Genomic DNA, 22,763 nt, shown 5'->3' with positions numbered 1-22,763 from the left:
TGATGTCCACACAGGATCTGGTGAGACGGCTGGAGGACGTCGGGCTGGCCGACGCGCCGCGAACCGGCCGCAAGGCCGCCGCGCTGGGCGAACTGGCCGCCGCCGGCTTTCCGGTGCCCACGGGTTTTGTGCTGACCGTGGACGCGCTCCGGCTCACGCTGGAGCAGTCCGGTCTGACCGCCTCGAACGCCGACGAGGAACAGGTGGCGACCGTCGCGTTGCCGGAGCCGGTCCTCGCCGCGCTGCGGGATATCGCGGCGAGGACCGAGGGCGTGCCGCTCGCGGTGCGGTCCACGGGTGTCGATGAGGACCTGGCCGGTTCGTCGTTCGCCGGGCAGTACACCACGGTGCTGGACGTGCTCGGATTTGACGACCTGGTCACGGCCGTGCGCGCCTGCTGGGCGTCCGCGTTCTCGGCGAGGGTCGCGACCTACCGGGCCGCCAACGGCATCGAGCGGGCGCCGAGCATGGCCATTCTGTTGCAGCGCATGGTGCCCGCGGTCGCGGCCGGTGTCGCCTTCACCGCCAACGTGGTGAACGGCAGCCGGTCGGAGGTGTTGGTCAGCGCGGTGCGCGGTGTCGGCGAGCGCCTGGTCTCCGGCGAGGCGACTCCCGACGAGTGGGTGGTGGTCGGGACCCACGGGGCCCGTCGCACCCATGTCAGCGAGGACGCCGTCACCGCCGATCAGGTGCGGGCCGTGGCCGAGCTGGCCCGCCAGGTGGAAGCCCACTTCGCCGGCGTGCCCCAGGACATCGAGTGGGCGATCGACGACGAGCGGCTGAACCTGTTGCAGGCCAGGCCGATCACCACGCTCGCGCCGGAGGGCCTTGCCGACGTCGAGGCGCCGCCCGGCTACTGGCAGCGCGACGCGCTGGCGCTGCGTCCGATGACGCCGATGCACCTGAGCACGGTGGTGGAGACCACCAACTCGGTGGTGGGCGAGCTGTTCCGCTACGGCCTCGCCGCCGGCACCGAGACCCGCGCGATCGGCGGCTGGCCGTACTGGCGCATCGTCGGGCTCGACGAGGACAACGGCTCTGGCAACGCCTTCGGCGAGCGCATCGGCGAGATCGTCGCCGCGGTCCGGTCTGACGAGCCGATCGACGTCATCGAGCAGTGGCACGAGCAGTGGCAGCCCGAGCTGGCCGGGAAACTGGCGCGGTTACTGGATGTGCGGCTGACCACGCTCGACGACTCCGCCCTGCGTGAGCACCTGCTCGCGGCGCGGCAGACCGCGGCCACGGCGCAGCGGCTGCACTTCACCGTGGGCGGGGCCTGCGGCTATCTGGTCGGTGACCTCGGGGTGCACTGCCGGGACCGGCTGGGCTGGACCACCCAGGACACCTTGCTGCTGTTGACCGGAATCCCGGGCAAGACGAGCGAGCCGGGCCTCCGGATCCGCGAGCTGGCCGAGTTGGCGGCCGGTTCGCCGGGGCTGACCCAGCTGCTGTCCGAAGTGGACGATGACGAGACCGCGGCTCGGGCGCTTGAGCGGCTTGCCGCCGAACACCCGGGTTTCGCCAAGCGGTTCGAGCAGTACCGACACGACTACGCGCACCGCGGCCTCGGCAACGAGATCGCGGAGCCGACGATGGCCGAGCAGCCCGCACTGTTGCTGGGACTGATCCGCGACCAGGTCACCGCCGGTGCTGGCGCCCCGTCCGCGGCTGACTCGAGTGGCCAGGAGCGGGAGGCCGCCGAGGAGCGCGCGGTCGCCGCGCTCGGTGGCGACGCCGAGGATTTTCGGCGCAAGGTGCGCCGCGCCCAGCGGGCGTATCCGGTTCGCGACGACAGCGTCTTCCATTCCAGCACCGGCTGGGCGCTGCTGCGGTACGCGTTGCTGGAGACCGGGCGGCGGCTGGCCGCTCGCCAGCAGTTGGACGCGCCGGCGGACGTGTTCTTCCTGACCTGGCGGTCGGCGCTCGACGCCTTCGACGCCGGCACGGACGTGCGGGACGTGGTCAAGCGCCGCGCCGACGAGCACGACTGGGCGTCGCGGCACGCCGGACCGGCCAGCTACGGGACGCCGCCGTCGGCGGCGGAACAGGGCGGGGCCAAGGACTTCCTCAGCGCTCTGCCGGCAGAGGCCGGGCACGCCCTCCAAGTGGCGATGTGGGGATTCACCGCCGCCAGCGACACGACCGAGCCGGCGCCGGAGGGGCATGACGGTCCGGTCGGGCTGGGCGCTTCTCCCGGCCGCTACACCGGCCCCGCGCGAATCGTGTTGAGCGAACAGGAATTCAGCAAGGTACGACCCGGCGACGTGTTGGTGTGTCCGCTGACCACCGCGCAGTGGTCGGTGCTGTTCACCACCATCGGGGCGCTGGTCACGGATCTGGGTGGCCTGCTGTCGCACCCGGCGATCATCGCGCGGGAGTGCCGCATTCCGGCCGTGGTGGCCGCCGTGGACGCCACCCGGCGGCTGCGGGACGGGCAGTTGGTGACGGTGGACGGCAGCACCGGCCGCGTCGAGATCGCGGCCGGCCATGACCAGCACGACGAGAATGGAGCCCAGTGATGTCTAGTCCTGTCAACAAAACGGGAAGCTCGCAGTTGGGACGGAGCGGCGTGCTGCGCAAGGTGCTGCCGCTGCTGCTGGCCGATGTCGTGTTGCCCGTCGTTGTGTACTTCGCGCTGCACCTGCAGGGCCAGTCCGACATGATCGCGCTGTCCGGCGCGGGTGCGACCTCGTTGGTGCGACTGGTCGTCAGCGCCGTCCGCAACCGGCGGATCGACGGGTTGGCCGCGTTTGTCTTCCTGCTGTTCGTCGCAGGCCTGGTCGCGTCGTTGCTGGTCGGCGACCCGCGTCTGGTGATCGTCAAGGACTCGGCCTTCAGCGCCGCGATCGGCGTCGGCTTCCTGGGCTCGCTGCTGATCGGCCGGCCGGTGATGTACTTCGTGTCGCGGTGGTTCATCTCCGGCGGCGACCCGGTCCGGTGGGACGCGCTGTGGCAGCGTTCTCCGTCGCTGCGCAAGAAGGTGCGCACGATGACGGCGGCGTGCGCGGTGCTGTTCTTCGCCGAGGCGATCGTGCGCGTCCCGGTGGTGTACTCGATGAACCTCTCGGTGAGCCAGGCCGAGGGCGCGTCCAAGTTCGTCACCCTCGGCCTGATCGTCGCGCTCGGCGTGGTCGGTCGCACCCTCGGCCGCGGCATCCGCAAGGACATCAAGGAATTCGGGCAGCAGGCGCATGGCTGACAACGCGAGCCGTCCGGGCTCGGTGGCCTCGCTGCCGGCCGTGGCCGAAGCGGAGGACGCGGTGCGTGCCGTCGGACTGGCCAAGACCTACCGGTCCCCGCGCGGTGACGTGCTCGCCGTGCGGGGCCTGGACCTCAGTGTCGCCAAGGGGGAGTTCTTCGGCCTGCTCGGCCCCAACGGGGCCGGCAAGTCCACCACCATCGGCATGCTGACCACCCTGGTCAGGCCGACCGGCGGCAGTGCCCGACTGGTGGGCTTCGACGTGGTCAAGCAGGCGGTGGCGGTCAAGCGGCACATCGGCGTGGTCTCCCAGAACAACACCCTGGACCGGCAGCTCACCGTGCGGGAGAACCTGGAGTTCCGCGGCCGTTTCTTCGGTCTGTCCGCACGCGCCGCGGTCCGCCGGGCGCAGGAGCTGCTGGACCTGTTCGATCTGGGGGGCCGGGCCAAGGCCATGGTGTACGAGCTGTCCGGCGGCCAGGCCCGGCGGGTGATGATCGGTCGGGCGCTCATGCACTGGCCGGAGGTGCTCTTCCTGGACGAGCCGACCGCCGCCATCGATCCGCAGACCCGGATCAACCTGTGGGACACCCTGCGCGAGCTGCACCAGCGGGGCCAGACCATCGTGTTGACCACGCACTACATGGAGGAAGCCGAGACCCTGTGCCAGCGGGTGGCCGTCGTGGACGACGGGCGGTTGCTGGCCTGCGGCACCGTGGACGAGCTCAAGGCCACGAGTGGGCCGGGCACGCTGGTGACGGTGACCTTCGACGGTCCGGCCGAGCCGGCGGCCGACGCCGTGCGCGGCCGTCCCGGCGTCGACCGGATCGACGTGCGGGGCGACACGGTCCGCCTGTTCGCCCGGTCCGCCAACAACCTGGTCGGCGATCTGGTGCTGGCCGGGATGTCCGCCGGGCTGACGGTACGGGACTCGGCGACGGTGCCGCCGAGTCTGGAGAACGTGTTCCTCGCACTCACCGGACGGGACTACCGGGAATGACCACGCTACGGCCGGCGCCGCCGGCCCCAACCCTCGGCGCCCACACCTTCGTCTCGATGCTGGCGCGGGATGTGCGGGTGCTCCGTCGGGAACTGTTCACGTTTCTGAGCAGAACCCTGATGCAGCCGCTGTTCTTCGTCTTCGTGTTCGCCTATGTGATGCCGCGGATCGGCGGCGGTGACGGGGCGGGCTTCGGCCGGGTGGCCGGGGTGTCGTTCGCCACCGTGCTGGTGCCCGGGATGCTGTCCACCACGATGTTCATCTCGGGCCTGATGGCGGTCACCGTGCCGCTGATGATGGAACTGTCCTACAACAACGAGATCGAGGACCGGCTGCTGGCCCCGGTGCCGGTGTGGGCGCTGGGGCTGGCCAAGATCACCTCGGGCGCGGTGCAGGCGTTGGTCGGGGCGATCGTGGTGTTCCCCGTCGTGTACTTCGTGCACGACTCGGCCGAGCCGCCCCAGATCGACCTCGGCAACTGGCCGCTGCTGCTGGTCGTGGTGATCAGCTCGTCGGTGCTGTCGGCCGGACTGGGGCTGCTGATGGGCACGATGCTGGACATCCGCAAGAGCAACGTGCTGTTCTCCCTGGTGACCGTGCCGCTGACGATGCTGGGCTGCGTCTACTACCCGTGGGCGGCGCTGCAGAACACCCAGTGGTTGCAGATCGCGGTGCTGCTCAACCCGCTGGTGTACTCCAGCGAGGGGCTGCGAGCATCGCTCACGTCATCCATGCCGCACATGCCGACCTGGGCGTTTCTCCTGGTGCTGATCGGCGGCACCGCGGGCGTGGTGTGGCTGGCGCTGCGATCGTTCACCCGCAAGGTCCAGCACTGAGGCGGTGTCGGGCACGGGCGGTCAGCCGTTCGGGTCCACGTCCAGGCTCACCGAGCCGCCCTCGATCCGTGACAGCTTCAGGGTCTTCCCGCCGATGGTGATGGACTCACCCTCGGTCAGCAGGAACTCGGCCCCGGTGCTGGAGATCGTCACCGAGTGATCGGACACGTGTCCGATCCGGACGGTCTGCCCGCCGATGGTGAACGAGTCGTCGCCGCGCACGACCAGATGGCACGTGCCGTTCTCGCACTTCGCCTCGACACTGCCGCAGCCGGCGGCCAGTGTCGAGGCGAAGGCCACGGCCGAGAGGACGATCAGGAGTCGACGCACGAAAACCCCAATGAGTAGTCACGAAAACGGGACAGGGTCTGGCGATACGTCGATCCTATCGCCAGACCCCGTCCCGCGCACCGTCCGATCAGGTCAGTTCCTCGGCTTCTCCAGCACGAGGGTCTGGGACATCGCCGGATAGTTGCCGATGAACAGCGAGTCCAGCTGGTCGACCAGCCCGTCCCGATCGAACTCGGGGAAGCCGAACAGCTCGGACCGGTTGCCGTGCACCAGTTCCATGCCGGTGGCCGAGATCAGCTGCCGCACGTCGACATTGGTGCCCCAGTGGTTGGCGTCGAGCACACCGAAGGGCTTGAGGTCCAGGAACAGGTCGATGGTCAGCACGCACCGGCCGCCGGGGGCCAGCAGCTCCTCGGCCCGCTTGAGCACGCCCTGTCCTTCGGCCAGGTCCAGGTGCTCCAGCACGGACAGGCAGAAGATCCGGTCGAACGTGCCCGGCTCCAGCGGCGCGTCCTGCAGGCGCTGCGGCACCAGCCGGACGTCGGTGCCGAAGGTCTCGTTGAGCAGGTCGATGTTCTCCTGCGACAGCGACCAGCTGTTGCCAGGCACGAAGGTCCAGTTGACCGAGGTGGCCGGGTCGACGTTGACCACCTCGCAGCCCTTGCCGGCCACCACGAACTGGAATCCGCTCAGGCCGCCGCCAACCTCGATGACCCGCATGCCCTTGCGCAGCTCGGCGGCGTCGAAGGCCCAGGGGTACTCGAAGGTGCGGGTGAGGCTGTTGACCTGGAAGGCGAACGGGCCGAAAGAGGCCCGCTCGGGGCTGTCCAGGCGGTCCTGAATGGACAGTCGCTGGGCGATCGTGTGCCCGTACGGCGCACCCCACTCGCGGTTGAACGCCTCGTAGCGCTCCGGCAGGTTCCTGCGGCCGATCATATTTTCTCCCTGACGAGTCGGGCCAGTGCGTCCGCGACCCTGGCCGGCGTCGGCCGGGTGGCGTTGCGGTCGGCGATGGTCATGGTCGCGGTGCGGTAGCCCGGATCGGCCAGCACCTTGTCGATCGACTCGACCAGCAGCCGCGGGCTCAGGCCCTGTTGCTCCAGGTAGAGTCCGGCGCCGCTGGCGGCGATCCGTTCGGCGTTCATGAACTGGTCGCCCATGGTGGGGGCGATGATCTGCGGGGTGCCGGTGGTGACCGCGGTCAGCGTGGTTCCCGCTCCGCCCTGATGCACCACCGCCGAACAGGTGCTCAGCACCGCGTGCAGCGGCAGCGACTCGACGACCCGCACCCCGGTTGGCAACTCGCCGAGCTTGTCGCGCTGGGAACCGAGAATGACCAGCACCACCTCGGCGTCGGTCCGGGCGGCCGCCGCCACGGCCAGCTCGGCCATGGCCAGGCTGCCCGTGATCGTGGGCATCGACGTGCCCCAGGTGACGCACACCCGCGGCCGCCGCGGTTCGGCCAGCAGCCAGTCCGGCAGCACGGCCGAGCCGTTGTACGGCACATACCTCATGGGCTGCACCGGCCGGCCGCGATCCACCACGTCGGCCGGCAGTTGCAGATCGGGCGGGCACGGGTCGACGACCAGATCCTGGAGGGACCCGACCTCGTCGAGCCCGAACCGTTGCCACAGCGGGCGAAGGATCTCCGCTTCGAGGTGCTTGAAGGTGGCGACGGAGTCCACGCCCCACAGATGCCGCACCGCGGGGACGCCGAGTAGCTCGGCCGCCAGCGCGCCGGCGTAGGCGATCGGCTCGTATACGACGAGGTCGGGCCGCCAGGACCGGGCGAAGTCCACCAGATCCGGCGCCATCGCCTCGGCGATGGCGCGGAACCGGGTCAGGGCCAGGGCGGCCGTCCGCTCCCGGGCGTCGTGGAACTGCCGCATCGACCCGCCGGCCTCGGGGGCCTGGTTGTTGTCCCGTCGGGCCAGCGCGGCCATGTCGATGTCGTGGCCGGTGAGCACCGGCGACAGGCCGGTGGCCACGACCACGTCGGCCAGCGACGGCTGGCACGCCACACGGACCTCGTGTCCCTCGTTGGCCAACGCCCAGGCCAGCGGGACGAGCGGATAGTAGTGCGAGCGCCAGGCGAATGTCGTGAACAGCACACGCATGAGGTGTCCTCCCTTCACCGGATCCGGGTCAGCGGCCGACCGCGCGACCGAGCACGTCGGCCAGCATGGAGTCGGGGTCGTCGACGCCGTCCGCGCAGCGCCAAGCCACGAAGCCGTCCGGCCGCAACAGCACGGCGCCGTCCGGTCCGATGCCGAGGGCCTGCGCCCAGTCCGTGTCCGGAGCGTCCAGGTCGCGGCCGAACATGTGGGCGCGCAACGGAACCGAGAGGTGCTTCGCGGTCCGCTCGGCGGCGTCCACCCAGGCCTGCCCAAGGGTTCCGGTCAGCAGCACGAAGTCCGACCAGCACAGGTCGACGGTGGAGATCACTTCGTCATACCGGCGCAGCCACAGGTGCGGGACGCGGGTTCCGGGCGCGCCGTCCAGGCGCAGGTCCGGCCGCAGCACGGCGGCCTGTGCCGGTCCACCGGGCACCGCGGCGGAGCTGTACCGATAGCCAAGGGTGATGATGATGTCGTCCACCATCGCCGCCCGGTCGTCGTCGGTGGCGTGGCCATGCCGGATCCGGTTGCGCACCATGGCCTGCTCCGCCATCGCGGCGCCCACTCGGCGGCGCTCGGCGTCGTAGCTGTCCAGCAGTCGGTCCGCGGCCCAGCCGGTCAGCACCGCGGCGAGCTTCCACGCCAGGTTGTGCGCGTCGTGAATGCCGGTGTTCGCCCCGAAACCGCCGGCCGGCGGGTGCACGTGGGCGGCGTCGCCGGCCAGGAAAACCCGGCCGAGGCGGAACGTCTCGGCCACGCGCTGGGCGCCTTCCCACGGCACCTTGGCCGTGATCTCCACGTTGAGGTCCGGCCGGCCGGACACGGCCCGGATGATCTCCACGCAGCGCTCGTCGGTGAAGTCCGCCGGACTCTCGCCCCGTTCCGGGTGGTAGATCGGCGCGGCCAGCCACGGATCGCGGCCGTGCAGCCGGGACAGGCCGACCATCGTGCCCAGCGCGGTGGCGTAGCAGAGGATGAACTTGCGTCCCCGCAGCACACTGTCCAACTCCGGCGCGCGGAAGTAGATGCTCAGCGCGTGGAAGACGGTGCCGCGGCCGGTCCGGCCGACGCCAAGGCTCTCCCGGATCCCGCTGCGGGCGCCGTCCGCGCCGACCAGGTAGTCGGCGCGGACGGTGTGCCGGACGCCGTCCCTGGCCACCACCGCGGTGACGCCCTCGCTGTCCTGCTCGAAGCCGACCAGTTCGGTGTCCAACCACACCCGCGCGCCGAACTCCCGCGCCTTGTCGACCAGCACGCGCTCGTACCGGTCCTGCCCGCAGCCCATCACCCGCTCGGGGCTGACCGCCGGCCCGTCCAGCGACGGGGCCTCCAGCGTCACCGCGTCGTCGATCTCCGCGAAAGTGTTGACCCGCAGGATGCCGCCCTCGAAGTACGGGTGTGAGTCGCCCATCTCCAGCGCCCGGATGTCCGCGCCGATTCCGGCCGTGCGGAACAGTTCCATGGTCCTGGCCTGTAGTCCCGGCGCGCGGGGCAGCGTCGAGGTGGCGCCGCGCCGCTCCACCAGCAGGGCCGGCACCCCGTGACGGGCCAGGAACACCGCGGTGGACAGGCCGACAGGACCGCCGCCGGCGATCAGCACGGGCACGTGCTCAGTGGTCATCGGGAATCCTCGGTTCGGGTGGACAGCGTGGCCACGGGCCAGCCTGCGGGTCCGCACTCGGAACCCGGTCGAGAGCGGGGCACGCACGGGTGACTCTTGACAGTTCGCCGCGACCGACTTTTCATGGACAGGAAGTCTCGAATCCTGAAGCGTCCACCGTGGAGGTTGCGGGCCGGTCGGTGGTGGCCGCTTCGAGCCGGCCTCCACCGGCCGCGTTCACCGTGGGGAACCACCTTCGTTTCCCCAGGGGGTCCTGATGGAACACCGGACTTTGATCGTGGCCAGGATGGACGCGGCCAACGCGGACTCGGTGGCCGATGTCTTCGCGCACTCCGACGCCACCGAACTGCCCCACCTGATCGGCGTCTCCCGGCGCACCCTCTTTCGTTTCCACGACTTGTACTTCCACCTGGTCGAGGCCGACCGGGAGGTGGCCGAGCAGGTCGACCTGGCCCGCACCCACCCGCTGTGGCGAGAGGTCGACGACGGGCTGCGGCCGTTCATCCGGCCGTACTCGCCGGACTGGCGCGGTCCACGCGACGCGATGGCGGAGTCCTTCTACAGCTGGAGTGCGCGGTGACCGCCGCGCGGACGCTCAAGGTGTCGGTGGCGCAGATCCAGCCCAACCGGCGCCGGGGCGGCGACCTGCGGGTCGCGCTGAGCCCGCGCACCGTGGGCGCCACCTCCGGTTTCGGCGGGGTGTTGTGGCTCGCGCCCGGCGAGTTCGTGGCCGAGCACTACCACCCGTACTCCGAGGAGTTCCTGCACGTGGTGCGGGGCGAGCTGGTGGTGACGCTGGACGACGAGCCGGTCCCGCTCGGGCCGGGCGACTCGGTGCTGGTGCCCATCGGCGTGCGGCACCGCCTGACCAATGTGGGCGATCACCAGGCGCACGCGGTTTTCCACCTGTCGCCGCTGGCCCCAAGGCCGGAGATGGGGCACGTGGACACCGAGGAGCTGCCCGCGCCCGACCAGCCCAATCCGGTGGTGGGGTGAACGGCATATGACACGCAAGGCCGTGATCACCGGCATAGGCGTGGTCGCGCCCGGCGGCGCCGACCGGGAGTCGTTCTGGGACCTCCTGGTCGCCGGCCGCACCGCGACCAGGGCCATCACCCTCTTCGACCCGGCCGGTCACCGGTCACGGATCGCCGCCGAGGTCGACTTCGACCCGGTGGCGGCCGGGCTGACATCGCGTCAGGTGCGGCGGATGGACCGGGCGGCCCAGTTCGCGGTGGTCAGCGCGCGCGAGGCGGTGGCCGACAGCGGGTTCGACATGTCCACTGTGGATCCGGCGCGGATCTCGGTCGCGCTGGGCAGCGCGGTCGGCTGCACCTCGGGGCTTGAGCAGGAGTACGAGGTCCTCTCCGATGACGGGCGGCAGTGGCTGGTCGACCACAGCTACGGCGTGCCCCATCTGTACGGCTTCATGGCCCCCAGCACGCTCGCCGTCGAGGTCGCGCGGGATGTCGCCGCCGAGGGCCCGGTCGTGCTGGTCTCCACCGGCTGCACCTCGGGCCTGGACGCCATTGGCCACGCCGCACGGCTGATCGAGGAGGGCACGGCTGAGGTGGCCGTCACCGGCGCGACCGACGCCCCGGTGTCCCCGATCGCGCTGGCCTGCTTCGACGCCATCAAGGCGACTTCACCCAACAACGACGACCCCGAGCATGCCTCACGTCCGTTCGACGTTCGGCGGGACGGGTTCGTGCTCGGCGAAGGGGCGGCCATGCTGGTGCTCGAGGAGAAGGCGGCGGCCCGCCGGCGGGGGGCCCGGATATACGCCGAGGTCAGCGGATTCGCCAGCCGCAGCAACGCTTTCCACATGACCGGGCTGCGTCCCGACGGGCGGGAGATGGCCGAGGCGATCGGTGCGGCGCTGGCCATGGCCCGACGGGATCCGACCGGCGTGGACTACGTCAACGCCCATGGCTCCGGGACCAGACAGAACGACCGGCACGAGACCGCCGCATTCAAGCGCAGCCTCGGCCCGCATGCCTACCGGGTGCCGGTGAGCTCCATCAAGTCCATGATCGGCCACTCGCTCGGGGCGATCGGCTCGATCGAGGTGGCCGCCTGCGCGCTGGCGCTGGACCGGCAGGTCGTGCCGCCGACGGCGAACCTGGCCGAGCGGGATCCCGAGTGCGACCTGGACTACGTGCCGGTGACCGCGCGGCGGCGCCGGATGGACGCGGTGCTGTGCGTCGGCAGCGGATTCGGCGGTTTCCAGAGTGCGATGGTGCTCACCAAGGGGTGAGCCGGGACGGGGGAGCGCCAGATGAGCGCTGTGCAGTCGGCCTGCCGGGCCGTCGTCGCCGGTGTCGGCGTGGTCGCGCCGACCGGCGTCACCATCGACGAGCACTGGCAGGCGTTGCTGGCCGGCAAGAGCGGCATCGACCGGATCGGCCGGTTCGACCCGTCCGGCTATCCGGTCCGCTTCGCCGGCGAGGTGTCCGGCTATCCGATCGAGGAGTTGGTGCCCGCGCGGGTGGCCGCGCAGACCGATCGGTGGACCCAACTGGCCCTGGCCGCCACCGATGACGCGCTGGCCGACGCCGGCGTGGATCCCGCGGCGCTGCCGGAGTACGACATGGCCGTGGTGACCGCCAGCTCGTCCGGCGGTTGCGAGTTCGGCCAGCGCGAGATGCAGAGCCTGCACGCCAAGGGCCCCAGCTGGGTGGGCGCGTACCAGTCGATCGCGTGGTTCTACGCGGCCACCACCGGCCAGATCTCCATCCGGCACGGCATGCGCGGTCCGACCGGCGTGCTGTGCGCCGAGCAGGCCGGCGGGCTCGACGCCATCGGCCAGGCCCGGCGGCTGGTTCGCGCGGGCACCGGCCTGGTGGTCACCGGTGGCACCGACGCCTCGCTGAGCCCGTACGGGTTCGTGACCCAGCTGGCCGCCGGGCGTCTGTCTACTGTGGACGATCCTCGGCGGGCGTACCTGCCGTTCGACGAACAGGCGTCGGGCCACCTGCCCGGCGAGGGTGGCGCGATCCTGGTGTTGCGGCCGGAGCGGGCCGGCGTCGACCACCTCGGCGTCGTGCTTGGCTATGCCGCCGGCTTCGACCCGGCGCCGGAAAGCGGACGTCCGCCCGCGCTGGGCCGGACCATCGAGCGGGCACTGGCCGACGCCGGCGTGGCGGCGGCCGAGGTGGACGTGGTGTTCGCCGACGGCTCCGCGGTGCCGGCCGAGGATCTGGCCGAGGCGCGGGCCATCAGCGCGGTGTTCGGCGCCGGCGCGGTGCCGGTGACCGTGCCCAAGACGCTGACCGGCCGGCTCTACGGCGGCGGCGCGCCGTTGGACGTGGTCACCGCGCTGCTGGCGTTGCGTGAGGGCGTCATACCGCACACGGTCGGGCCGAACAGGCTGGCCGAGGGCTGCGACATCGACCTGGTGCTCGGCGCCCCCCGGCGTCGCCCACTCACCACCGCCCTGGTGCTCGCGCGCGGGTACGGAGGTTTCAACGCCGCGCTGGTCCTCGGGCGCGGATCGAAAGGAGAATGATGTGACAGCACAGGAATTCACCCTCGACGAGCTGGCGGCGATCCTCGCGGCCGAGGGGTCGGCGCCGCTGGACCCGAGCACCGCCGACACCGGATTCGACGAGCTGGGCTACGACTCGCTGGCCCTGCTGAACATGACCGGCCACGTGCAACGCCGTTACGGCGTGGCCATCCCGGACGACGCGGTGGGGGACATGCCGACGCCCGCGGTGGCGGTCCGGTACATCAACGCCCAGCTGGCCATGGCGAGGAGCGGCGATGTCCGGGCACACTGACAACTCCGTGGTGATCGACGCGCCCCTGGACCTGGTGTGGCGTATGACCAACGACGTCGCGTCGTGGCCGCGGCTGTTCAGTGAGTACGCCGCGACCGAGGTGCTCGAACGGCGCGGCGACACGGTGTTGTTCCGGATCACCATGCACCCCGACGAGCAGGGCCGCAGTTGGAGCTGGATCTCCGAGCGCACCGCCGACCGGACGGCCGCGACAGTGCGGGCGCACCGGGTGGAAACCGGGCCGTTCAAGTACATGTCGCTGTTCTGGGAGTACGAGCAGACCGAGCAGGGCGTGCGCATGCGCTGGGTGCAGGACTTCGAGATGAAACCCACCGCGCCGGTGACCACCGAGGACATGGCGGCCCGGATCAACCACAACTCGGCCGGCCAACAGAAGCTGATCAAGGAGAGGGTCGAGGCCGCGGCCATGGCCTGACCGGAGGGGAACTCGATGCTGCTGGCTGTGGTGGCCCCACTGGTGTTGGTGGCCAACGGCCTCGCCGCCGGCGTGCTGGTCGGCACGCAGTTGGGCAACTGGCCGCTGCTGGCCGGGCTGCCGGCCGACCAGTACGTGCGCACGCATGCCTTCTTTTCCACCCGCTACGACCCCTTCATGCCGGTCTGCCTGTTGGGCACGGCGGTTGGCGACGGCGTGCTCGCCGGCCTGGCCGACACCCGCGGGCCGGCGGCACTGTGGCTGCTCGCCGCCGTCCTGGCGGTTGCCACGGTGGTGGTGTCGCTGACCAAGAACGTGCCGGTGAACAAGTGGGTGCGCACCGTGGACCCGGAGGAGCTGCCGGCGGACTTCGCCGACCTGGATCCGCGACCCGGGTGGGGGCGGTGGAACCGCGTGCGCACCGTGCTGGCCACGCTCGCGCTGGCGGCCAACTGCGCGGCCATCGGAGTCGTGCTGTGACGACAAAAGACTGGAGTGCAACCATGGATCTCGGCCTGCACGGCCGCAAGGCGCTGGTCACCGGAGGGTCCCGCGGCATCGGCCGGGGCATCGTGACCGCGTTGGCGGCGGCCGGCGTTGACGTGATCACCTGCTACCAGCGGGAAAGTCCGGCGGTGGAGTCGCTGCGACACGAGCTGAAGGAGACGGGGGGCCAGCACCACGTCCTGCTGGCCGACCTGACCAGGCCCGAGCAGGTTGGTGAGCTGCTTGACGAGTGCCGGCAGCGGTTCGGCCGGCTGGACCTGGTGGTGAACAACGCCGGTGCGATCAGCCACGTGCCGTACGGCGAACTGTCCATCCAGGACTGGAATCGGGTGGTCGACACCAACCTGACCGCGGCGCACCTGGTGATCCAGGGCGCGCTGCCGCTGCTCGGGCCGGGCTCCTCGGTGATCAATATCGGCTCGAAGTCCAGCGAGGTGGGCATTCCGCTGCGGGCGCACTACACCGCGACCAAGGCGGCGTTGCGCGGACTGACCCGTTCGCTGGCCAAGGAGTTCGGCGACCGGGAGATCCGGTTCAACGTGCTGGCGCTCGGCGTGATCGCGACCGATGCGCTGGACGAGATGCCCGCCGACCGGCGGGACGCCCTGGTGCAGCGGTACCGGGGCAAGACCGCGCTCGGCCGGCTGGGCACGCCGGCTGAGGTGGCGGGGGCCGTGCTGTTCCTGGCCAGCGACCTGTCCCGGTACGTCACCGGCGCGACCATTCACGTGGACGGGGGAATCTCATGACCGACGTGTTCCGGGTGCAGCTGCGGATGGAGATCAAGCCGGGCATGGCCGAGGGGTTCGAGCGGGTGTGGGCCGAGGTCGGCGAGTCGGTCACCGGCCATCCGGCCAACCTCGGCCAGTGGCTGGCTCGCAGCGCCGACGAGGTCGGCGTCTACTACATCACCAGCGACTGGGTGGACGAGCCGCGGTTTCGTGAGTTCGAGCGCAGCGACGGGCATCTCGCGCACCGGCGGAAGCTGCATCCGTTCCGCAGTGGCGGTTCCATGCAGACCATGCACGTGGTGACGCACATGCCGGGCCGGGAGGGGCGGCCATGAACGACGACGAGCTCAGGGTCCTGGTCTACCAGAACACCAGCGACCCGGCCGCGGTGACCGGCGCCTACCACACGGTGAGCCGGCGGCTGGCCGGCGTGCCCGGCCTGCTCGGCAACGAGTTGCTCCAGTCCACCGTCGACTCCACCGGCTTCGTGGTGGTCAGCCGATGGTCCGGGCTGGCCGCCTTCCAGGAGTGGGAGCAGGGGGCCGACCACCGAGACGCCACCGCGGCGCTGCGGCCGTTCCAGGACCGCAGGCACGGCAGCCCGTTCGGCGTCTACCGAGTCACCGCCAGATACTGACTGTCGCTCATAACAATCGGGCCCCTGCGGGATTTTCCCGCAGGGGCCCGAAATCGTCCGCTACTTGACGCTGACGAGCAGCGTGTCGGTCTCGCCGAGCGCCCGCGGGGCACCGACCCGGAAACCGGCGTCCTCGAGCCAGGTTCGGTACTCCCGCGCGGTGTACTCGCCACCGCCTTCGGTCGTGAGCATCATGGACAGACTCACCAGGAGGTTGGTCTGGTCGGTCAGCTCGTCGTCGATCATGCGGTCGTAGACCACGAGCACACCGCCGGGCTTGAGCGCGTCGTACGCCTTGCCGATGATGGCCCGGCACTGCGGCGGCGCCCAGTCGTGCAGCACATGCCCGATCACGATCACCTCCGATGCGGGCAGCTCGTCCCGGAAGAAGTCGCCGGGATGGAAGTCCACCCGGTCGGCCAGGCCGAGCCGGTTCATGTGCTCGGCGAAGGGCTCGACCATCGCCGGCAGGTCGAACACCCCGCCCCGCAGGTGCGGGTGCGCCTTGACCAGGCCGGCGACCAGGTTGCCGCGGGCGCCGCCGAGATCGAGCACCGAGCGGTGCCGGGACCAGTCGACGCTCTGGGCCAGTTCCGGAGCCAGCATCGTGGTGAGCGCGTCCATCATGCCGAGGAACTGCCGCAGCCGCCCAGGATCGCTGATCATCTCCAGGTAGTCGGCCTCGCTCGTCGGCCGCCCGGTGCGCAGCATCTCGTCCAGTCGACCCCACGCCGGATACAGCATCCGGTCGGCCCGCTCCAGGAAACCGCCGACGTAACTGGGCGAGTTCCGCACCAGGTAGCGGTCGCTCACGGCGCTGTTGCGATAGCGGTCGCCGTCCCGTTCCAGCAGGCCGAGGTTGACCAGCACACTGAGGAAGTCGCGTACGCCGCGTTCGTGCAGCCCCAGCTCCGCCCGCACCTCGGCCGTCTCCAGCGGGCCGTCGGCGAGCGCGTCGAACAGGCCGACACGCACCCCGGTGAGCAGGCATTTGGCCGTGCTGAAGGACATGCCGAGACGGAGGAGGTCGGCGGAGCTCGTGATTTCGGTCATCGGGAAGTCCTCTCCTTTCGGTAGGTCCGGATTCACACCTTGCAGACGAAGCCCATGAAGTACTTCTCGGTGCGCACCTGGACCACCTTGGGGAAGACCGAGTGCAGGATGGCCAGGGCCTGCTCGCTGCGCACCAGCTGGGTGCGGTAGGCGCCGGTCTTGAGCCGGCCGCCGGACGCCCGGATCATCACGGCCGTGCCGAAGAAGGCCGCGGTCCGTCGCAGGTGCTCGACCGCGCCGTAGCGCTTGCGCTGGAACTCGTGGAAGTGGTCGGCGGTCCACAGGTTGCCGATCAGCGTTCCCCCCGGGCGCACGAAGGTCCTGAGCCGGGTGAGCACCTCGGTCACGTCGCCGAGGTGGTGGATCGCGTCCACGCACATCACCAGGTCCGAGGTGCCCAGGCCGTTGTCGGCCCAGAAGTCGCCCTGCACCAGACGCAGGTTGTCGTGCCGCACCCGTTCGCCGGCCCGACGCAGCCCCTCGGCCGAGATGTCCAGCGCGGTGATCTCCTGGGCCTTGGTGTGCTCCGCGGCCAGCGCGGTGAACTCCCCGGTGCCACAGGCGAACTCCAGCACCCGTTCGGCGCCGCCGCCGTGATCGCGCAGGAAGTTGGCGATGGTCTCCTTCTGCCGCAGGAAGTCGCCGCGCAGCAGCGGATGCTGCTCGGCCGACTCCCGGTCCCAGAAGCGCGCGGCCCAGTAGTCCTTGCCGTTGGGTGGGATGCCGGTCAGGATCGACTTTCCCGATTGGGCGAGCAGCTCAGCTAGCATGGTCAGCCTTTCGCAGTGAGATGGGTTCGGCGAGCCGTTGCGGCCGCGACGGCGTGGCCTGCCAGGCCGCGGCCACCCCGTCGAGCAGTGACGTGCGCGGCCGCCAGCCGAGGGTCCGTTCCGCCTGCCGCACGTCGAGCCAGACGTGGTCGCGGTCGAAGGGCCGGCCGGGCAGCAGCCGCACCGGCAGCCGCACGTCGGCCACGTCCTGGACCACCTGGGCCAGTTCGGACAGCGACGTGCTGACCCCGGAGCCGATGTTGAGCACCAGCGGCGAACCGGGGGCCACGGCCGCCCGGCCGACCGGCGACCGCACCAGGCACAACGCCTCCACGACGTCGTCGACGTAGACGTAGTCCCTGGTGTTGTCGGGATTTCCGATGAGCGTGAGCGGCTCACGGCGGGCGGCCGCCGCCAGCCAGTAGGCCAGCACACCCTGCCCGGAGCCCACGGCCTGGCCGGGCCCGTAGACGTTGGACAGCCTGAGCACCACGGCCGGCAGGCGATCGGCGTGGTTGAGCAGTTCATGTTCCAGCGCGAGCTTCGCCGCGCCATAGGATCCGTTGGGGCGCAACGGATCGGTCTCCGCGTAGGGCGCCGGACAGGAGGGGGAGTACACGGTGCCGCCGGAACTGGTCAGGACGACCGTCGGCGGCGAGTCCAAGCCGCTCAGCCGCTCGAGCAGCGTGCTGAACAGCTCGTGGTCGGCCGCCGCCCATTCGGGATGTCGCTCGCCGAGCGCCGGATTGATGCTGCTGGCGAGGTAGAAGACGATGTCGGCCCGGTGCAGCGGGTGGGCCACGTCGTTGTCGAGCATGAACCGGGACCGACGGGTCAGGCAGGCGGTGTTGACCTCGGCCCGTAGCAGCGCGGCGGCCAGGCGGCGGCCGACGAACCCCGCGGCGCCGACCACCGCGACCCGCTGGAGGGACCGCGCTTGTTCGCGTACCAGCTTCACCAATGTGCACCGTCCAGGTTGGCCGACGATTGCCGGCCGAAACGTATGAGCGGCCGGTCGACTGCCCGTCCACACGGCTTCGAGCGCCTCCTGAGTGAGGGAGCCCACGCTGTCGCCGACAACGACGTGATGCGAGGCGACGACCGCGGAGTGTGGGTATGCGTGTGTTGGTGACCGGTGGCGCCGGTTTCATCGGCCGTCACGTGGTGGAGGCGCTGGTGGCGCAGGGGCACGAGGTTCGGGTGCTGGACGCGCTGCTGCCCGCGGTGCATCCGAGCGGACAGCGGCCGGCGCTGCCCGACGGCGTGGAGTTCATCGCCGGAGACCTGCGCTCGGCCGCCACGGTCGACGAGGCCCTGCGGGGCATCGACGTGGTCAGCCACCAGGCGGCCATGGTCGGCCGCGGCCGGGAGATCCGGGATGTGGTCGAGTACGTGGGCTGCAACGACCTGGCCACCGCGACCCTGTTGGCGGCCATGGTGCGGCGGGGCATGACGCGGCTGGTGCTGGCCAGTTCGGTGGTGATCTACGGCGACAGCCGGTACCACTGCTCGACCCACGGCCGGGTCTACCCGAGCCGGCGCACCCGGGACGATCTCGACAGCGGCCGGTTCGAGCCGGTCTGCGACCGGTGCGGCGAAGCCGTGGTCGCGAGTCCGGTCGACGAGGACGATCTCCTCGATCCGCCGCGCAACGTCTACGCGGCCACCAAGCTAGCCCAGGAGCATCTGGTCGGCGCCTGGGCCCGGGAGACCGGGGCGCAGGCGGCCGCGCTGCGCTATCACAACGTGTACGGGCCGCACATGCCCCACCAGAGCCCGTATTCCGGAGTCGCCGGCGTGTTCCGCACCGCCGTCGCCGACGGTGTGCCGGCGCGGGTGTACGAGGACGGCAAGTCGCTCCGGGATTTCGTGCACGTCCGAGATGTCGCCTCGGCGAACGTGGCGGCGCTGCGCTACGAGGGCAGGGGACTGCGTGCCTTCAATGTCGCCAGCGGCAGCCCGCATTCCATTCTGGACGTTGCCAGCGCCATCGCGGCCACGGCCGGCACGCCGGCGCCGGTCGTGACCGGCGAGTACCGGATCGGCGATGTCCGACACATCGTGGCCTCCCCGCGGCGGATCAGGCAGGAGCTGGACTGGCGGCCGAGCGTCGAGTTCGCCGACGGCATGCGTGAGTTCGCCACCGCCGCGATGCGGATCGGAGCCTGACATGACCGAGCTGAGCCGCAGAACGTTCCTCGGTGGCGTCGCGACCGCGGTGATCCTGCCGACGGTGGCCGGTGTGGCCTCGGCCGACGGCGCGTCCCCCTTGCGGGCCGTCGACCTCACCACCGAGCACACCGTGAATCCGCTGGGCATCGACGCCGCCCGGCCGCGATTGGGCTGGAGGCTGACCGCGGACGGTGTCGGTCGCCGCCAGTCCGCGTATCAGATATGGGCGGCGAGCAGCCCCGATCTGCTCGCCGCCGGCCGGCCGGACGTGATGGACACCGGGCAGGTCGCCTCCGCCGCGCAGACCGCGGTGGCCTGGCCGGGGCCGCAGCCGGTGAGCAGGACCCGTTACCACTGGATGGTCCGGGCCTGGGACGAGAACGGACTCGTCGGGCCGTGGAGCGACACCGCCTGGTTCGAGTCGGCGCTTCTGTCCAAACAGGACTGGACCGCCGACTGGATCGGCAGCGGCATCGCGGTGCCGGCGCCGCTGAACCTGGCCGCCTACGAGCAGGCCGTGCCGCTGCAACCGGGACACACCCTTGGCCAGAGCTTCACGTCGTCGACCGGGGTCGCGTCGGCCGCCGCGCTGGTGTTCGTCTCCTCGGCCACGGCGGGCTGCACCGTGACGATCCGGCGAGACGGGCCGGCCGGCGCGGTGCTCGGCCAACGCGCCGTCACCGGGCTCACCGGCATCGCCCGGCCCACCGTCGATCTCGACACCGTCGCACCGGCCGGCGTGTTCTACCTCGAACTGTCCGATGTGGTCGGTCAGCTCCTGTGGACCGGCGCCCTTTCCGACGTCGTGCCCGGCGGCTCCGCCTTCACCGATGGGCAACCGGTGGCTGGGGACCGGTCCTTCGCCGTCCTGCCGCCGCCACCGCCGGCGAATCCGTTGCTGCGTAGTGAGTTCGACGTGACCGGGCCGGTGGTCAGCGCCCGGCTGTACGTGGTCGGGCTGGGCTACGCGCTCGGCTGGATCAACAACCAGGCCGTCAGCGCCGCGGTGCTCAGCCCCAGCTGGACCGGCTACGGCCAGCGGGTCGCCTACACCACCCATGACGTCACCGGCCAGCTGCGGCCGGGCCGCAACGCGATCGGATTCGCGTTGGGACGCGGATTCTTCGCCAGCCGAATTCCCGACGCCAAGGACTGGTACCTCACGCCCGGGGTGGCCGAACCGGTGCTGCGGGCCCAGTTGGAGATCCGCTACGCCGACGGCAGTCGGGCCACGGTGCGCTCCGGCACGGACTGGCAGGTGACCGAGGGCCCAACCACCTATGACGGTGTGTACGCGGGGGAGTCCTACGACGCACAACGGGCCGCCGCGTTGCAGGGGTGGACCTCGGCCGGGTTCGCGGCGACCGGTTGGCGGGCCGCGGCCAAGGCCGCCGCCCCGTCGGGGCAGTTGTGGGCTCAAGTCGGGGACGTGATCGGAGCGGACGCACCCGTGGCGCCGGTCAAGGTCTACCACCCGGTCGCCGGTGTCTGGGTCTGTGACTTCGGGGTCACCATGAGCGGTTGGGCCACCGTGCGGACGACCGCGGCGGCTGGGACCGTGATCAAGGCGCAGTACGGCGAGAAGCTCGGCGCCGACGGCCGGGTGTTCGTCGGCGCCGCGGGCAGCGCCGACAATCCCTCCATGGTCGGCCGGTTCCAGCAGGACCGGTACACCGCTCGGGGCGGCGGCCAGGAGGAGTGGACGCCCTCGTTCACCTTCAAGGGATTCCGCTACCTCGAAGTGTCCGGTGTGGACACTCAACCGGACGTGGTCGCCATACCGGTGCACAACCAGGTGGCCAGCACGATGGCGCTCGATCCGGGCGATCCCACGTATCGGCAGATCAGCGACGCGTTCGGCCGCACCGTGCTCAACAACCTGCACAGTGTTCCCTCGGACACGCCCGCCTACAGCAAGCAGGGCTGGACCGGGGACGCCCACTTCGCCAGCCAGGGCATGCTCTACGGATACGGCCTGGCCGGCCTGTTCGACAAGTGGCTTGAGGACATCCGGCTCACCCAGCAGGCCAACGGGCTGATCGGGGTGGTCGCCCCGATCAGCGGGCAACCCTCGTTCTACACGCCGACGTGGACCGGGCTGTATCCCCACCTGGTGCGCCGCTACTGGCTGGCCTACGGCGACCTGTCGGTGCCCGACCGGCATTTCGACGCGGTGCGGGCGCACGTGGACTACCTGGTCGCCAACCTGAGCGACGGCCTCGCCAACGACTCGCTGGCCGACTGGATGTCGCCGGGCCACAGCACTCCGCCCGAGGGTGGCCAACTGGTCGGCACCGCGTATGTCATCAAGGCACTGCGGGACGGCAGCGCCGTCGCCGACGCGCTCGGCGAAACCGATCAGGCGGCGCGTTGGCGAGCCACGGAGGCAGACCTGACCACCAGGTTCAACACCGCCTTCCTCGACCCCGCGGCCGGGATCTACCGCACCGCGGTCGACGTCGGCTACCGGCAGACCTCGAACGCCGTGCCACTCGCCTTCGGGCTGGTGCCCGTCGATCACGTCGGTCCGGTGCTCGGCAACCTGATCGCCGACATCACCAACCGGGGTGGCCATCTGAACACCGGGTGCGCCGGCACGGCCGCGCTGCCCTACGCGCTGAGCGACAACGGGCGGGCCGACGTCGCCCACACCCTGCTCCGCCAGCGTGACTACCCGTCGTTCGGCTACTGGTTCGACCAGGGGGCGACCACGCTGTGGGAGCAATGGGAAGCGACGGCCCGCTCGCACGACCACTATTTTCTGGGATCGCCGGTGCAATGGCTGGTGGAGCGGGTGCTCGGGGTCGAGGTGCTCGAGCCGGGCTGGGCGCGGTTCCGAGTGGCGCCGCGGGCGTTCGGAGCGGCCCCCGCCGCGTCGATCTCCCTCGACACAGTGCGTGGACCGGTGCGTGTCGCCTGGCGCGATGATGCGTCGTTCGCGCTGGACCTGGAGGTGCCGGTCAACGCCGTGGCCGAGGTGACTCTGCCGGACGGCTCGACCAGGGAACTGGGATCGGGCACGTATCACCTGTGAGGTGTCGACACGCGGGTCGATCGAGTGGCGCGCAGGTAGACGGGGATGGCGATGCCGATCAGCGCGGACACGGCGCTGCCGATGATCACCGGCGTCTCCCACGACGGCAGTAGCGCGGTGGGGTCCACAGTGGACGTGACGACGGCGACGCCGAGGCCGGAGCCGAGGTAGCGGGCGGTGTTGTTGGTGCCGCTGCCCATGCTGGCGTGGTGGGCCGGGACGGTGGCCACGGCCTGCCCGCCGAGGGCGGCGTTGAGCATGCCGGTGCCGACGCCGGCGACGGCGAAGCCGGGGAGCAGCCGGACCAGGGTGTCGCCGTCGTGCAGCGGTCCGAGGGCGGCCAGGCCGGCGCCGATGATGATCAGCCCGATGGCCAGTTGCGCGTCGGGGCTGATCCATCGGCGCAGGTGCCGGGCCAGCACGGCGGTCACGACGCTGATCCCGGCCCAGACCACGAGCGGGACGGCGCCGGCCAGCGCGGAGCCCCGGCGCCCCGTCGACGAGAACCTGAGTCTCACCCAGGATCGTGCGCCTGTAGTCCACCAGCGCCCCCTTCGCTGGCCCTGTGGGTCCCCTG

At 70.9% G+C, this 22,763-nt stretch carries 24 protein-coding genes; 16 read left to right on the top strand and 8 right to left on the bottom strand.

Going from position 1 to position 22,763, the window contains the following annotated elements:
• The first annotated feature begins 2 nt into the window (after window positions 1–2).
• Genes ACIG5F_RS45005 through ACIG5F_RS44990 form a run of 4 tightly spaced genes read left to right on the top strand, consistent with a single transcriptional unit; the run spans window position 3 to window position 5,035 of the window.
• Window positions 3–2,519 (top strand): PEP/pyruvate-binding domain-containing protein, encoded by a 2,517-nt coding sequence (locus tag ACIG5F_RS45005; RefSeq protein WP_396526400.1) that lies wholly within the window; start codon window positions 3–5, stop codon window positions 2,517–2,519.
• Window positions 2,519–3,199 carry a VC0807 family protein gene (locus ACIG5F_RS45000; protein WP_396526399.1) on the top strand — a complete coding sequence of 227 codons (681 nt, stop codon included), beginning with the start codon at window positions 2,519–2,521 and terminating at the stop codon, window positions 3,197–3,199. The genes ACIG5F_RS45005 and ACIG5F_RS45000 overlap by 1 nt, the downstream gene beginning before the upstream one ends.
• Window positions 3,192–4,199: an ATP-binding cassette domain-containing protein gene (locus tag ACIG5F_RS44995; protein ID WP_396526398.1), complete on the top strand. Its 1,008-nt coding sequence runs from the start codon at window positions 3,192–3,194 to the stop codon at window positions 4,197–4,199. Before ACIG5F_RS45000 ends, ACIG5F_RS44995 begins: the two co-directional genes overlap by 8 nt.
• On the top strand, window positions 4,196–5,035 hold the full coding sequence (locus ACIG5F_RS44990; RefSeq protein ID WP_396526397.1) for an ABC transporter permease: 840 nt from the start codon (window positions 4,196–4,198) through the stop codon (window positions 5,033–5,035). The genes ACIG5F_RS44995 and ACIG5F_RS44990 overlap by 4 nt, the downstream gene beginning before the upstream one ends.
• Window positions 5,036–5,056: 21 nt before the next feature.
• On the opposite strand, the gene ACIG5F_RS44985 is transcribed toward ACIG5F_RS44990, so the two are convergent.
• The 4 genes from ACIG5F_RS44985 to ACIG5F_RS44970 all read right to left on the bottom strand — a co-directional run bounded on the left by ACIG5F_RS44985 (window position 5,057) and on the right by ACIG5F_RS44970 (window position 9,064).
• Entirely contained in the window at window positions 5,057–5,365 is a 309-nt protein-coding gene (locus ACIG5F_RS44985; RefSeq protein ID WP_396526396.1) for a hypothetical protein, read from the bottom strand.
• Window positions 5,366–5,458: 93 nt separating this feature from the next.
• Window positions 5,459–6,262 carry a class I SAM-dependent methyltransferase gene (locus tag ACIG5F_RS44980; RefSeq protein ID WP_396526395.1) on the bottom strand — a complete coding sequence of 268 codons (804 nt, stop codon included), beginning with the start codon at window positions 6,260–6,262 and terminating at the stop codon, window positions 5,459–5,461.
• Complete coding sequence (locus tag ACIG5F_RS44975; protein WP_396526394.1) at window positions 6,259–7,443, bottom strand: nucleotide disphospho-sugar-binding domain-containing protein; 1,185 nt, start codon at window positions 7,441–7,443, stop codon at window positions 6,259–6,261. Before ACIG5F_RS44975 ends, ACIG5F_RS44980 begins: the two co-directional genes overlap by 4 nt.
• Before the next feature lie 28 nt (window positions 7,444–7,471).
• The gene (locus ACIG5F_RS44970; RefSeq protein ID WP_396526393.1) at window positions 7,472–9,064 is read right to left on the bottom strand and encodes an FAD-dependent monooxygenase; all 1,593 of its coding nucleotides are present in this window, start codon (window positions 9,062–9,064) and stop codon (window positions 7,472–7,474) included.
• A 256-nt stretch (window positions 9,065–9,320) separates the two neighbouring features.
• On the opposite strand from ACIG5F_RS44970, the gene ACIG5F_RS44965 reads away from it, so the two are divergent.
• The 10 genes from ACIG5F_RS44965 to ACIG5F_RS44920 are packed head-to-tail and all read left to right on the top strand — an operon-like array spanning window position 9,321 to window position 15,157.
• Window positions 9,321–9,644, top strand: coding sequence for a TcmI family type II polyketide cyclase (locus ACIG5F_RS44965; protein WP_396526392.1), 324 nt, complete (start codon window positions 9,321–9,323; stop codon window positions 9,642–9,644).
• Window positions 9,641–10,060, top strand: a complete 420-nt coding sequence (locus tag ACIG5F_RS44960; RefSeq protein WP_396526391.1) for a cupin domain-containing protein — start codon at window positions 9,641–9,643, stop codon at window positions 10,058–10,060. The genes ACIG5F_RS44965 and ACIG5F_RS44960 overlap by 4 nt, the downstream gene beginning before the upstream one ends.
• 7 nt (window positions 10,061–10,067) lie before the next feature.
• Complete coding sequence (locus ACIG5F_RS44955; protein ID WP_396526390.1) at window positions 10,068–11,321, top strand: beta-ketoacyl-[acyl-carrier-protein] synthase family protein; 1,254 nt, start codon at window positions 10,068–10,070, stop codon at window positions 11,319–11,321.
• 21 nt (window positions 11,322–11,342) lie between these two features.
• Window positions 11,343–12,572, top strand: coding sequence for a beta-ketoacyl synthase N-terminal-like domain-containing protein (locus ACIG5F_RS44950; protein ID WP_396526389.1), 1,230 nt, complete (start codon window positions 11,343–11,345; stop codon window positions 12,570–12,572).
• Window position 12,573: 1 nt separating this feature from the next.
• On the top strand, window positions 12,574–12,846 hold the full coding sequence (locus ACIG5F_RS44945; RefSeq protein ID WP_396526388.1) for an acyl carrier protein: 273 nt from the start codon (window positions 12,574–12,576) through the stop codon (window positions 12,844–12,846).
• The gene (locus ACIG5F_RS44940; RefSeq protein ID WP_396526387.1) at window positions 12,830–13,282 is read left to right on the top strand and encodes an SRPBCC family protein; all 453 of its coding nucleotides are present in this window, start codon (window positions 12,830–12,832) and stop codon (window positions 13,280–13,282) included. The genes ACIG5F_RS44945 and ACIG5F_RS44940 overlap by 17 nt, the downstream gene beginning before the upstream one ends.
• A 15-nt stretch (window positions 13,283–13,297) precedes the next feature.
• Window positions 13,298–13,762, top strand: coding sequence for an anthrone oxygenase family protein (locus ACIG5F_RS44935; protein WP_396526386.1), 465 nt, complete (start codon window positions 13,298–13,300; stop codon window positions 13,760–13,762).
• 23 nt (window positions 13,763–13,785) lie between these two features.
• On the top strand, window positions 13,786–14,538 hold the full coding sequence (locus tag ACIG5F_RS44930; protein WP_396526385.1) for an SDR family NAD(P)-dependent oxidoreductase: 753 nt from the start codon (window positions 13,786–13,788) through the stop codon (window positions 14,536–14,538).
• Window positions 14,535–14,855: an antibiotic biosynthesis monooxygenase family protein gene (locus ACIG5F_RS44925; protein WP_396526384.1), complete on the top strand. Its 321-nt coding sequence runs from the start codon at window positions 14,535–14,537 to the stop codon at window positions 14,853–14,855. Before ACIG5F_RS44930 ends, ACIG5F_RS44925 begins: the two co-directional genes overlap by 4 nt.
• Window positions 14,852–15,157 (top strand): antibiotic biosynthesis monooxygenase family protein, encoded by a 306-nt coding sequence (locus tag ACIG5F_RS44920; RefSeq protein WP_396526383.1) that lies wholly within the window; start codon window positions 14,852–14,854, stop codon window positions 15,155–15,157. Before ACIG5F_RS44925 ends, ACIG5F_RS44920 begins: the two co-directional genes overlap by 4 nt.
• A gap of 60 nt (window positions 15,158–15,217) precedes the next feature.
• Here the strand turns inward: ACIG5F_RS44920 and ACIG5F_RS44915 are convergent, their stop codons facing one another.
• From ACIG5F_RS44915 to ACIG5F_RS44905, 3 genes are read right to left on the bottom strand one after another with little or no spacing between them, the layout of a single operon-like run.
• Window positions 15,218–16,210 carry a methyltransferase gene (locus ACIG5F_RS44915; protein WP_396526382.1) on the bottom strand — a complete coding sequence of 331 codons (993 nt, stop codon included), beginning with the start codon at window positions 16,208–16,210 and terminating at the stop codon, window positions 15,218–15,220.
• 32 nt (window positions 16,211–16,242) lie between these two features.
• Window positions 16,243–16,980 carry a class I SAM-dependent methyltransferase gene (locus ACIG5F_RS44910; protein WP_396526381.1) on the bottom strand — a complete coding sequence of 246 codons (738 nt, stop codon included), beginning with the start codon at window positions 16,978–16,980 and terminating at the stop codon, window positions 16,243–16,245.
• A complete protein-coding gene (locus ACIG5F_RS44905; RefSeq protein ID WP_396526380.1) occupies window positions 16,970–17,938 on the bottom strand; it encodes an NAD-dependent epimerase/dehydratase family protein in 969 nt (322 codons plus the stop codon). The genes ACIG5F_RS44910 and ACIG5F_RS44905 overlap by 11 nt, the downstream gene beginning before the upstream one ends.
• A gap of 158 nt (window positions 17,939–18,096) precedes the next feature.
• Here ACIG5F_RS44905 and ACIG5F_RS44900 point away from each other — a divergent pair, with 158 nt between their 5' ends.
• Both ACIG5F_RS44900 and ACIG5F_RS44895 read left to right on the top strand, forming a co-directional pair.
• A complete protein-coding gene (locus tag ACIG5F_RS44900) occupies window positions 18,097–19,149 on the top strand; it encodes an NAD-dependent epimerase/dehydratase family protein (protein WP_396526379.1) in 1,053 nt (350 codons plus the stop codon).
• Between the two features lies 1 nt (window position 19,150).
• Complete coding sequence (locus ACIG5F_RS44895; protein ID WP_396526378.1) at window positions 19,151–22,186, top strand: family 78 glycoside hydrolase catalytic domain; 3,036 nt, start codon at window positions 19,151–19,153, stop codon at window positions 22,184–22,186.
• Here ACIG5F_RS44895 and ACIG5F_RS44890 read toward each other — a convergent pair.
• On the bottom strand, window positions 22,177–22,704 hold the full coding sequence (locus tag ACIG5F_RS44890) for an MFS transporter (protein ID WP_396526377.1): 528 nt from the start codon (window positions 22,702–22,704) through the stop codon (window positions 22,177–22,179). The two genes, ACIG5F_RS44895 and ACIG5F_RS44890, sit on opposite strands and share 10 nt — an antisense overlap.
• Between the last annotated feature and the right edge of the window lie 59 nt (window positions 22,705–22,763).

Source organism: Kutzneria sp. NPDC052558, from assembly GCF_044547355.1.
In the GTDB taxonomy this organism is placed as follows: Bacteria; Actinomycetota; Actinomycetes; order Mycobacteriales; family Pseudonocardiaceae; genus Kutzneria.
Note: the sequence above shows the minus strand (reverse complement) of the source record. Positions and strands in the feature narration are given on the sequence as shown.

Excerpts from the sequence above, each read along its gene's own strand:
- ACIG5F_RS45005 (WP_396526400.1), top strand. The coding sequence starts at position 3 with ATGTCCACACAGGATCTGGTGAGACGGCTGGAGGACGTCGGGCTGGCC.
- ACIG5F_RS45000 (WP_396526399.1), top strand. The coding sequence starts at position 2,519 with ATGTCTAGTCCTGTCAACAAAACGGGAAGCTCGCAGTTGGGACGGAGC.
- ACIG5F_RS44995 (WP_396526398.1), top strand. The coding sequence starts at position 3,192 with ATGGCTGACAACGCGAGCCGTCCGGGCTCGGTGGCCTCGCTGCCGGCC.
- ACIG5F_RS44990 (WP_396526397.1), top strand. The coding sequence starts at position 4,196 with ATGACCACGCTACGGCCGGCGCCGCCGGCCCCAACCCTCGGCGCCCAC.
- ACIG5F_RS44980 (WP_396526395.1), bottom strand. The coding sequence starts at position 6,262 with ATGATCGGCCGCAGGAACCTGCCGGAGCGCTACGAGGCGTTCAACCGC.
- ACIG5F_RS44975 (WP_396526394.1), bottom strand. The coding sequence starts at position 7,443 with ATGCGTGTGCTGTTCACGACATTCGCCTGGCGCTCGCACTACTATCCG.
- ACIG5F_RS44970 (WP_396526393.1), bottom strand. The coding sequence starts at position 9,064 with ATGACCACTGAGCACGTGCCCGTGCTGATCGCCGGCGGCGGTCCTGTC.
- ACIG5F_RS44965 (WP_396526392.1), top strand. The coding sequence starts at position 9,321 with ATGGAACACCGGACTTTGATCGTGGCCAGGATGGACGCGGCCAACGCG.
- ACIG5F_RS44955 (WP_396526390.1), top strand. The coding sequence starts at position 10,068 with ATGACACGCAAGGCCGTGATCACCGGCATAGGCGTGGTCGCGCCCGGC.
- ACIG5F_RS44950 (WP_396526389.1), top strand. The coding sequence starts at position 11,343 with ATGAGCGCTGTGCAGTCGGCCTGCCGGGCCGTCGTCGCCGGTGTCGGC.
- ACIG5F_RS44940 (WP_396526387.1), top strand. The coding sequence starts at position 12,830 with ATGTCCGGGCACACTGACAACTCCGTGGTGATCGACGCGCCCCTGGAC.
- ACIG5F_RS44935 (WP_396526386.1), top strand. The coding sequence starts at position 13,298 with ATGCTGCTGGCTGTGGTGGCCCCACTGGTGTTGGTGGCCAACGGCCTC.
- ACIG5F_RS44930 (WP_396526385.1), top strand. The coding sequence starts at position 13,786 with ATGGATCTCGGCCTGCACGGCCGCAAGGCGCTGGTCACCGGAGGGTCC.
- ACIG5F_RS44925 (WP_396526384.1), top strand. The coding sequence starts at position 14,535 with ATGACCGACGTGTTCCGGGTGCAGCTGCGGATGGAGATCAAGCCGGGC.
- ACIG5F_RS44920 (WP_396526383.1), top strand. The coding sequence starts at position 14,852 with ATGAACGACGACGAGCTCAGGGTCCTGGTCTACCAGAACACCAGCGAC.
- ACIG5F_RS44915 (WP_396526382.1), bottom strand. The coding sequence starts at position 16,210 with ATGACCGAAATCACGAGCTCCGCCGACCTCCTCCGTCTCGGCATGTCC.
- ACIG5F_RS44910 (WP_396526381.1), bottom strand. The coding sequence starts at position 16,980 with ATGCTAGCTGAGCTGCTCGCCCAATCGGGAAAGTCGATCCTGACCGGC.
- ACIG5F_RS44900 (WP_396526379.1), top strand. The coding sequence starts at position 18,097 with ATGCGTGTGTTGGTGACCGGTGGCGCCGGTTTCATCGGCCGTCACGTG.
- ACIG5F_RS44895 (WP_396526378.1), top strand. The coding sequence starts at position 19,151 with ATGACCGAGCTGAGCCGCAGAACGTTCCTCGGTGGCGTCGCGACCGCG.